Annotated in this window: 11 protein-coding genes; all 11 read right to left on the reverse strand. The window is 55.7% G+C overall.

What is annotated here, in order from left to right:
• Nucleotides 1–794 precede the first annotated feature (794 nt).
• Nucleotides 795–1,355 (reverse strand): hypothetical protein, encoded by a 561-nt coding sequence (locus CA85_RS24235; protein WP_146394246.1) that lies wholly within the window; start codon nucleotides 1,353–1,355, stop codon nucleotides 795–797.
• Nucleotides 1,356–1,555: 200 nt separating this feature from the next.
• Complete coding sequence (locus tag CA85_RS24240) at nucleotides 1,556–2,929, reverse strand: cation:proton antiporter (RefSeq protein ID WP_222435527.1); 1,374 nt, start codon at nucleotides 2,927–2,929, stop codon at nucleotides 1,556–1,558.
• A 515-nt stretch (nucleotides 2,930–3,444) separates the two neighbouring features.
• Nucleotides 3,445–4,203, reverse strand: coding sequence for a type I methionyl aminopeptidase (gene map, locus CA85_RS24245; protein ID WP_146394248.1), 759 nt, complete (start codon nucleotides 4,201–4,203; stop codon nucleotides 3,445–3,447).
• Between the two features lie 235 nt (nucleotides 4,204–4,438).
• Nucleotides 4,439–4,606, reverse strand: coding sequence for a hypothetical protein (locus CA85_RS25515; RefSeq protein ID WP_222435528.1), 168 nt, complete (start codon nucleotides 4,604–4,606; stop codon nucleotides 4,439–4,441).
• Between the two features lie 16 nt (nucleotides 4,607–4,622).
• Nucleotides 4,623–5,075 (reverse strand): SRPBCC family protein, encoded by a 453-nt coding sequence (locus tag CA85_RS24250; RefSeq protein WP_146394250.1) that lies wholly within the window; start codon nucleotides 5,073–5,075, stop codon nucleotides 4,623–4,625.
• Nucleotides 5,076–5,170: 95 nt separating this feature from the next.
• Nucleotides 5,171–6,196 (reverse strand): DUF4303 domain-containing protein, encoded by a 1,026-nt coding sequence (locus CA85_RS24255; RefSeq protein WP_146394265.1) that lies wholly within the window; start codon nucleotides 6,194–6,196, stop codon nucleotides 5,171–5,173.
• Nucleotides 6,193–6,519: a hypothetical protein gene (locus tag CA85_RS24260; RefSeq protein ID WP_146394267.1), complete on the reverse strand. Its 327-nt coding sequence runs from the start codon at nucleotides 6,517–6,519 to the stop codon at nucleotides 6,193–6,195. The genes CA85_RS24255 and CA85_RS24260 overlap by 4 nt, the downstream gene beginning before the upstream one ends.
• 57 nt (nucleotides 6,520–6,576) lie before the next feature.
• The gene (locus tag CA85_RS24265; protein WP_146394269.1) at nucleotides 6,577–7,059 is read right to left on the reverse strand and encodes a hypothetical protein; all 483 of its coding nucleotides are present in this window, start codon (nucleotides 7,057–7,059) and stop codon (nucleotides 6,577–6,579) included.
• A gap of 112 nt (nucleotides 7,060–7,171) precedes the next feature.
• Nucleotides 7,172–7,567, reverse strand: coding sequence for a hypothetical protein (locus CA85_RS24270; RefSeq protein WP_146394271.1), 396 nt, complete (start codon nucleotides 7,565–7,567; stop codon nucleotides 7,172–7,174).
• Nucleotides 7,568–8,019: 452 nt separating this feature from the next.
• Nucleotides 8,020–8,457, reverse strand: coding sequence for a hypothetical protein (locus CA85_RS24275; RefSeq protein ID WP_146394273.1), 438 nt, complete (start codon nucleotides 8,455–8,457; stop codon nucleotides 8,020–8,022).
• A 373-nt stretch (nucleotides 8,458–8,830) separates the two neighbouring features.
• Nucleotides 8,831–9,147 (reverse strand): ISAzo13-like element transposase-related protein (locus CA85_RS24280; RefSeq protein ID WP_407921409.1); only part of this gene is annotated, 317 nt, incomplete at its 5' end.

Genomic DNA, 9,147 nt, shown 5'->3' on the forward strand with positions numbered 1-9,147 from the left:
CGCACGCGTTACCGCATTCGTCCCTCCGCCGGAGGCCGAAGTGATTGGCTAAACCTTCTTCGTAAGAAACTTTCATTCTCTATTCCAAACCGGTTTTATCCCGGCACTCCATGGCTCCAGTATCCAATGATTGATTTGTCGGAGGTGATAGTGAATGTAAGACTGGATCTGCCGGGAGAAACGGAGCCGACCTCTGCAGAGGTGCTGGCTTGGCAAGGGATATCTCGGTCGATGGTACGCCAATGGTGTTGCCGGTCCCTGGCGGACATTCGTTCATCAGGGACGCATTTTTGTAAGATTATTGGATACGAGAGCCATGCCTAGAAAAACCTTCCCCCTGTGCTCCGCGAACGCTTCCGTCGGATGAGCCGAAAAAAAACGGTGTCAGGGTTGCCAGCAGCAGGGGATGACTCGCCACCCAATCTCACCTAGAGGACGAGCCCCAGGATTGCTAGACCAACAATGCCCGGGACGCCAACGACCAATCCCGGATACACACAGGTGTACCAGATGGCGTTCCGTCGCGTCTCGCGGACTGTCACTTGAGCGTTCACAATGCACTCAACCACACGGATGATTTCCTGTCCAGCGAGCAAACGGTCCGTCGATGCCTACGCATTTTCGATAGCTGAAACCAGTTCGTTTTCAGCCGCTTGAAAGTCTCCGACTGCTAGCGTGAAACCGCGGCGCATGCCACCGCGCGGATCCCAAGCGATCAGTCGCCAGAGGGCCAGAACGGCGGGACCATCTGAATCGCCAGAAAGCCGTCGAATGAGCCAATGACCGTAAGCCACCTACGCCGCGTATCGCCGCGTCTTGCCATCGGTGACAAGCTGCATCGCTAACTCATCGTCAATATCAAGTGCATTTCTCTTGGCTAGTTTCGAAACGCATTCCGCCATCAACCAATTAGCCCGCCGTTTGTCTCTAGCGTAGAGCTTTTTGGCTTGCAGATGAGGCGCGTTGACGATCCGCATGCAAAGCTCACATCGACAACCCATGGGTGCTGGACCTTCGCCTCGGGTGCCCCCTCCTTCGATAACGTCGAACGACGAGGTCAGGTACGTGCTGAAGAACGCCGCGAACTCGTTGACTTCATCTTTCGGGGGTCGAAGCTCTTCTGGGATGTGATAGTAATTCGAACGCAGCCACTGGGTCGCCGCATCCGGCCCACCCGAATGATGAGCACCCCGTGAGGGCTGAATGTGTCCTCGATCGATGGCGTTGGTGATCCACATTAGAAGCTTGTAACTCTGGTCGCGAGTGGCGATTGCTTTGGCGAGTCGTTTATCGTCGAAGGCTGATGTCCTCGTGTTCTTGTGAAATGGTTTGTCTCGGATCGAAGTCCAGGGCATGCGCGTGTCTCGTTCAGACAGACGCACCATCGTATTGCAGTTTGCCAGTTTGCGGTAGTGACGTCGGCTATCAGCCGCCCCCATTCAGCTCCGAACGGGGAGCCTTAACAACACACGATGAATAAGTGTCGGTTTTAGTAGCGGACGAGGCGACGAGTCCTGCGGCTTTGGACTATGACTGAAATTGATCGTGCGTTGCGTTAACTCATGCGAATCTTCATTGGTTCTGCCGAGTCGGGCTCGCTGTCATGCTGTTTCATGCGTCGGTCCCGGAACCGCATCACCGGAGAGGCCAACACCCCATGGACGACTACCGACAAGACAATCGTGAATACACATGCAGCCCACAATTCGTCCTCCATCGGAAATTCTCCCTTGTGCAATCCGTAGGCGAGGTAGAAGAGACAGCCGATTCCACGAATACCAAAAAAGCTGGCGATGCAGCGGTCCAAAGCTGTAAGCCGCTGTTCACCGATTAACCCGAGCAACCCCGCCCCGGGGCGGATAATGAATATCAACAGTACCCCCAGCAGCGCCGCCTCCCATGTCAAAGAAGCGAGCAGGCCGCCAGCGATCGCGCCGCCCACCGCGATCAAAATAACGGTCATCAGCAATTGCTCCGCCTGATCGGCGAAGGTGTGCAGCGACTTATGCTCCTGCTGTGTGTTCTCTTTGTGGCGGAGGGTCAGGGCGCCAACGAACACCGCGAGAAAGCCGTAGCCGGCCAAGCACTCCGTCACGCCGTACAAGAGCAACGTGCCAGCTAACGCGCCCACACCCGCCTTCATCTTCTCTCGCTCCGTCTGAACAGGCAGCTCGAGGAGAACATGCGATAACGCCCAGCCGATTGCTACGCCGGCTGCGACGCCTACAATGACGCGGTAAAAAACATCGATCAACAACCATTGAACAAACCAGTCCGCTGGCGATGGGCCTTCGGTCAACATCAATAGAGCGAGATACGTGAACGGAAACGCCAATGAATCGTTCAACCCCGCCTCCGACGTGAGCGTGAATCGCAGTTCGTCCTCTCGCTCGGCCGGCATCTCGTCCTCCCCGGTTCCCTCGTCTGTCACGGAACTACCGTCACCAGGGACCTCAGCTTCGGGCTCGCCGACCTGCACGTCCGAGGCCAATACCGGGTCTGTCGGAGCGAGCGCGACGGCCAGCATAACGGCGGCTGCTGGCGCCAGACCCACCATCCACCAACCCCACAGCGCCACGCAAACGATCGTCAGAGGCATGCAAATCCCCAGCATCCTCCAGGTCGTGCTCCAAGTCCTCAGGTTCGGCGATCGGTCGATCTTCAGCCCCACGCCCATCAGCGAAATGATCACGCCGATCTCCGTCAAATGAACCGCCAACAAACCATGCATTCGAGGGTCGGGCGGAGTGAGTCCTAGCGGAAGAGCAAAGGCTGCGTAGCCCAAGGCGAGCGACAAGATCGGAAAGGAGAACGGCAAACGCTCGAACCGGTGCAGCAGTACCGCTAGCCCTAAAATGCCTAAGCCAATGACGACCAGCGAAATGTCGTAGGCTTCGAGCAGTTTGAACGTCTCGGACAATTCGATCAATGGTTCAGATCCCAAGCATGAAAGTTACATCGGAAGGCGATCAAGGTTGTTCGCCACGCTTCGCTCTTCAATCTCCGTAGTGGACGAGGCCACGAGTCCCAAAAAACTTTCCGTAATGGACGAGGCGACGAGCTGTCGATTACCCACAAGTCTTCGTACGCCGAAGGCGTTTTAGAAAATAGCCGGTGGTCGAGCGCAAGCGAATACCACCGGAAACGCCGCGAAACACGCGTGCCAACCCCGAATGGGGTTGAAGATAATTCGCGACGAGGTCTGCGACCCACTTCGGGGTCGACGCTCCATCTTCAACGAACAACCGCAGGTGGCGCTGCGCTGACCTACGGCTATTCTCTTCAATCCCTTTCGGGATACTTGTGGGTAACTGACAGGAGGCGACGAGTCCCACAACAATTCCGTAATGGACGAGGCGATGAATCCCCAAAAAATCAATCGATCACGCAAAGCGAAAGGACTCGTCGCCTCGTCCACTACGATATTCATCACTCCCGCGTTGCTTAGCAGCATGTATCGGACAGGGTCGCAACAATCGGCGCACCTTTGGTCACAATGATCGTGTGCTCGTATTGGGCAGAGAGATTCCGGGGATGACTAAGAAGAGTCCATCCATCGTCCGCTTGGCTCACACGAGTACTTCTAGTCGAAAGAAATGGCTCGATCGCGACCACCTGGCCCAACTTCAGTCGGCGTGTATCCCGGGGGTCAAAGTAGCTGACAATCCCCTCGGGCTCTTCATGGAGACTCCGCCCGATTCCATGGCCGGCAAGATCCCGAAACACTTTGAATCCACGCAGCGTCGCGGTTCGCTGAATTGCTTTTCCGATGCGGTTGATCGGTGCCCCCGCGCGGGCCTCAGTCATCGCCCGCTTCAATGCTAGTTGAGTGGTATCACACAGACGTGTCTTCACTCCAGTCGCCGGTGGCACCACGACGGTCCCACCCGTGTCGGCAAAGTAACCATCCAGTTCGGCGGAAACGTCGACATTCACAACGTCCCCCGCCTGGAGAATTCGGCCACCCGGGATGCCGTGTGCGACCTCCTCATTGACGCTAATGCAGGTTGCACCTGGGAAGTTATAACTGACCCTGGGAGCGGACTTGGCTCCGAACCGATCCAGCAACTCGTCCCCCACCTTATCCAGTTCGGAGGTCGTCATCCCCGGCTCCACCGCGTGCAGCATGGCGTCGCGAACTCTGGCAACAACCCGCCCAGTATTCAGGATCCCATCGAGATCGTCCTTGCTCTCTACTGTCATCGATTTACCCAAACCCAGCCGGTAGTGGATGCGCGTCAAAATCCAACCGGAGCATGCGGCCGACCAGCCAAAACGCGAAACGCAATGCGATCACTCGCGGCAAAAGTGCACCGCATCGTTCTCAGAAGAGATACCCAGCGCAACAAACGACTTGCCCGCTGAACCGATCTTGTCGCCGTCAGAATACCTCTCCCAGCAAACGCGAACAAGACTGCCTCTGATGGCGTTCAATGGGTTAGACACACAGCAGCGGCGAGGTGCCCGCGGCGGCCTGGGATTGGCTATCTGGAAACGCTCGATTTCGTCGCTTGGGGGAATTGAAAGGTTCTTTGGCGAACGACGAGACCACCAGGTCATACCCACCGACGTTGCCAAACGTAGCACGATACTGAGCAACCCACATCTTCCCGCATCGCCACTCAGCCCGCTGCCACTCCAGCACCACTTTCGAGCTTTTTCTTCAGACTCTCGAGTTCTCTGCAGGCGGCTGTGCAGCCCTGTTTGCTCATGAGCCGCCCGAAAACGAAGAAAATGATTCTCACGAAGCCCTTGCCGATCACCGTGGATTCCTGAGTCACGCGAGTGCGGCCGTTCAAGTCCTCAAAGAGATACACGGCATTGATGTCGAAGTTCTTCCCAGTCAACGTGACTGCGGACTTGGTGGGCGGTTCCCAAAGGGTGATGACGCCTTCGAAACTCATCCGGTGTTCTTTCTCCTCGGTGACACAGCGGAACGTCGTGCCGACACCTTTCCTGTCCTCGATAACCTCGTCCTCGACAACGGTAAGGCTCCACTCTGGGACCTTCTCGTTGGTGTAAGCGAAGACTTCCCTGATCGGCCGATCGATCTCAATGCTGGCTAGACTATGCATGGTAATTTACGCTCCGATTCGAGCAAGAGTACGAGCATCGTGCTTGATCGCTATCCGCATCCGTGCCTGAAACACTCCCAGAGACGCCACTCAGCTCACGGCCCTGACTCGACGTCGGTGGCATCATACACTCGGATATCCTCCAGCTCGTTGTGGCGAAAGTTGAATTCAATCCCCAGACGACGGTAGTACAAACGTTCGTATGTGCCCCCACTCGAAGTGGGACCTTGATCTTGTTTGTCCGGGGTGCCATACGTGCGAACGACTTGCTTTGCAGTGCTCCTCGCGCCGATTCCTTCTCGAGTATTGCCGTTGAATGGTTCGTAGTTTTTGGTTCGAAAAAAGAAGTAAATAGCATCAATCCTCTTCTTGCGACACTGCACGTCGACGCCTAAATGGGGGAACTCAAAATAGTTGGCACTGGTGCTCTGCGTGTTGCCGAAAACTTCGCGTGCAGCATCCCTCGCAAATCCGATTTCGCACCCTTCCACTCCACGGCCAGGGACGATCTCCATCGACGTCAGCTGGTTGGCATCTCGGCGAAAAGCCTGCTGGAATCCAGCCATCAATTTCCCGAGAAATGAGCCAGTACCTTGGCTCGGCGATCTATCAGCAGGTACGCAATCGTCGCCGTACTCCGCAACGCAAAGATCTCCTGCGACCTGCCCCGCTATCGCGGTTGAGTTCAGGCGATCCACAGCTTCCGCCTCCATCTCACCTACGCCGTCGGTGTTTCCACACAGAAGTACTGTGTCGGAATCGAAAAGCCCCTCGGCCCGACAGTCTTCCAGAGCAAGTCTGAGGCAGTCAAACCGTTGCTTACTCGTAGATTGATCGCTCTCCGCCAACGCAGCAAGTGTTTTGGATATTGATTCGAAATGACGGTCGCCGGCAGACTGGTTCCACTCGACATAGATCGAACCAATCCCTTGGTACTCGGCTTCACGTTCAGCAACCCATGACTTCGTGCAAGCCGCAGAATAGAGGGTCATCAAGTTGTCGTCTGTGCAGAGAGCGAACCCGTGTATCGGATCAGAACCGAACTCTCTGCCCATATCTGCACGAGCTTTGCGAATCGCGTCAACAGTTGCCCGTCGGAGGTCGTCGTGGATGTCAGTCATTTTCGTTCATGTTGGGTTCGCCTGGTAGCCACATTCCACTCGGAAACGATCAGTTCAACGCTATCGACCACGCTCGCTGTCTCACGATTGAGAATCGCGCCCGCGCCGCTTTCGTAGATCGTATTGCGGGTCGCACACGGTGGATCATACGGGTAGCAGCTCACGAGGTATCCAGCGACATTGCCATCGTATCGCGTGGCCGATACACAGGCAAGCAAACTCGGCCATCCGACTGCGACCACTGCAGACGGCGAGCCATGGGCGGCGAAGGCCCCCAGACGAATTCGAGCGTTTTGTTGTTTACCGTCATCGTTGATCGCCACGATCCATGATCGGGGGTCACGTCTTCGGTTGAGAATTGAGTGTGTGGGAAACCATCATCAAGACTTGCCGTTCGGCGGTTTGTAAGCATCGCGAGGTTCTCTGATCTCCTGTTGCACCCAAGGATCAAACAAGCCGGGATCGAAATCGTCGGGTGCAACGATCAACCGAAGCTCATACTCGGAATCAGGCGAAAAGTCTCCTGACAGGTCTATGGTGGAGCCAGTTTGGGAATCAGCCAATCGCGAGTCGATAACGTCGGCCAGTTTTGAGAATTCAGAGCGAGGCGCAAAAAACCCATTCGAATTGAATCCTCGTTCGTCGGGATTATTCATGATCCTTAGATAGCCGTAGGGGCCATAGTGATCGTGCTCGAATGGAACATCGTTGCGAGGGTCTGAGGCAAACTGCCGTAGAATCTTCGCGAATCGCCCCAGCCCGCCACGGGAGCCGGTAAGCGTCCAAACGTGATGATCGTCATCCAGTTCGTAGTGGAATCCGAGTTCGCGCCATTCTTCGATTGTAGCGGTTGCGATGTCCATTGAGCTCAGTGAACGGTCCCCGTCACCGGGCGGGGAGTGTAGAGTCGACCACGGCCAAAACGCCCGCAACCCCGGTTCCATTGCGTGGGACTGTTCCCCGCATCGCACCTGATCATCGTGGCGTGTCCGCGACAGGCTTCGCAACTACTTGGTGATCGTCTTCATACAGGATGTACCCCGGTTTGTCGGTGCGAATCTCTCGTACCGGAATGCCACATTCGGAAACAAGATGCGCGAGGTATCGTACATTGCGAATGCAGTCATCCGAAGTGGGTTTGAACCAGCACAGCCCCGTATCGGAACGGTGTGCTCGACGGCCGCGAACAAAACGGCTGGGAACTGGGAGTTCGGCTACGAACCAGTCTAGTGTTTTGCGGATTTCGTCTTGCACGTGTTTGGGCGATTGATCGCGGTAAAGGATGTCGTAAGCGACCGCGAAAACGCCTTCGGACCGATCGTCGTCACGATCGGGGTCGGCGGCAACGAAGCGAAGAACGAATTTGGGCACAATTCAATCGGGAATCATTGAAATCACGCGGGACTGGCAATCGACATGCAAGCAGACCCCAAAAGCACGACTCCCGCTCTCGCGTTCACTTCCCGGTCTGCCGCGTTCTACCGCTGTGTTGCGCCGCCCGTCGAGATGGAGGTCGGATGAATTATATCACGTGCAATAATCATCGGAAACTCGAAAACGCATCAGCCGGGTTATCCGCGAGATCCAAAGCAGTGCCAATACATGCCCGCGTAGATGGGCAACGACAACTATGATTGTGGTGCCCAACGCATTCGAGGCAGAAACGACGAGTGAGCACCCGTTGCCATGTGCGCTGGATTGGCGACTGAAAAAACACTCATCTCGAGTGTCGGCGAACGGCGGCGATATGTGGGCGGCGGCGAACAATCCCCCACTTCAAAACGGCGAGCACTGCCTCTCCGTACCATTGCATCGCTTGTCGTTTATTGCTTGTTTTGCGCGGCTGCATCCCAAGTCCCGGCAGCAGCAGGAAACTCCCATTCCTGCTCATTGATGTAGCGACTCTCTGCGGGGATTTCCCACACGCCGTTAACCTGAGCAAAATCGTGAGTGACGTCACCACGGTAGTACAGCACGAAGGGTTTTAGTCCGGGCACTCGAATATTCTCGCCACTCTCGCTGGCCATCCAGAAGCTCGGATACCATTTTCGAAACGAAATCCTTGTCCCGCGCACCCGGCCCTGCACAAGTGCGGTTTCTGGAACGCCATGGTCGTCTTCCGTAATCTTGCCAGAGAACCGACCGAACCAACCGAGCGAAATAGACATCTGGAACGCGACTGCAGGCGTCGGCTGGGGCATGAATCCACTGTGGTTGTACCGATAGGTTCCCGCCCAGGACCAAGAAAACGAAGGTCGCAAGTGTGTTCCTTTCTTCTAGTCCGACGGACGACAAGGATCAAATGGTCGCCGTGAACGGCTGACCATTTCATCATACTCGACTCGGCGTATCATGTGCATCCGCTGGCTCTTCACAGTGAGAACGTAAAGATCATATTAGCTGGCAATAGGATTGTCCAATAGACGTATGCGTGACCCCAACACGAGCACGGCAAAGAACGCGACCGCCAACACTAACATCGTCAACAAGTCGGCCGGAGTAATGAGTGCTGCAGATACAAGACAGATGGACGCCGCAACATACCAACGTGCCGCTGAGTAGCCACGAGTCGCGACCACCCCGATCGTTGGAAGAACCACCGCTAAGGACACGTTCGGAAACAACTTCGGGATTTCAGTTCGGCAGTACATAGTTGAATTGACCGAGCTGGACATCACGTTGGGTAGGTTCATTTTTGCGAAATTCTGAATTGGCTTTGATTCCTGATTGATACACCTTGCGAGCCAATTCACAGACAACTTTGAGACCACGACGTGTCGTCACTTCTGAGAACAGCATTTGCATCCATGAGAGTGATTCCACCAAGCGACCACTGAGCGCCGCAGTCAGATGGCAGAAAAGTCGGTGGTCGATCGGGTTGTACTTGCTGCAATACGGTGGCAGGTGAGCGACACGGATCGGAATTCCCAGCCCGATCGCGAGCCGATGCA

The organism is Allorhodopirellula solitaria (genome assembly GCF_007859855.1).
Classification (GTDB): domain Bacteria; phylum Planctomycetota; class Planctomycetia; order Pirellulales; family Pirellulaceae; genus Rhodopirellula; species Rhodopirellula solitaria.

Coding starts and splice junctions, on each gene's coding strand:
- CA85_RS24235 (WP_146394246.1), bottom strand. CDS start 1,355: ATGCCCTGGACTTCGATCCGAGACAAACCATTTCACAAGAACACGAGG.
- map (WP_146394248.1), bottom strand. CDS start 4,203: ATGACAGTAGAGAGCAAGGACGATCTCGATGGGATCCTGAATACTGGG.
- CA85_RS25515 (WP_222435528.1), bottom strand. CDS start 4,606: ATGTGGGTTGCTCAGTATCGTGCTACGTTTGGCAACGTCGGTGGGTAT.
- CA85_RS24250 (WP_146394250.1), bottom strand. CDS start 5,075: ATGCATAGTCTAGCCAGCATTGAGATCGATCGGCCGATCAGGGAAGTC.
- CA85_RS24255 (WP_146394265.1), bottom strand. CDS start 6,196: ATGACTGACATCCACGACGACCTCCGACGGGCAACTGTTGACGCGATT.
- CA85_RS24265 (WP_146394269.1), bottom strand. CDS start 7,059: ATGGACATCGCAACCGCTACAATCGAAGAATGGCGCGAACTCGGATTC.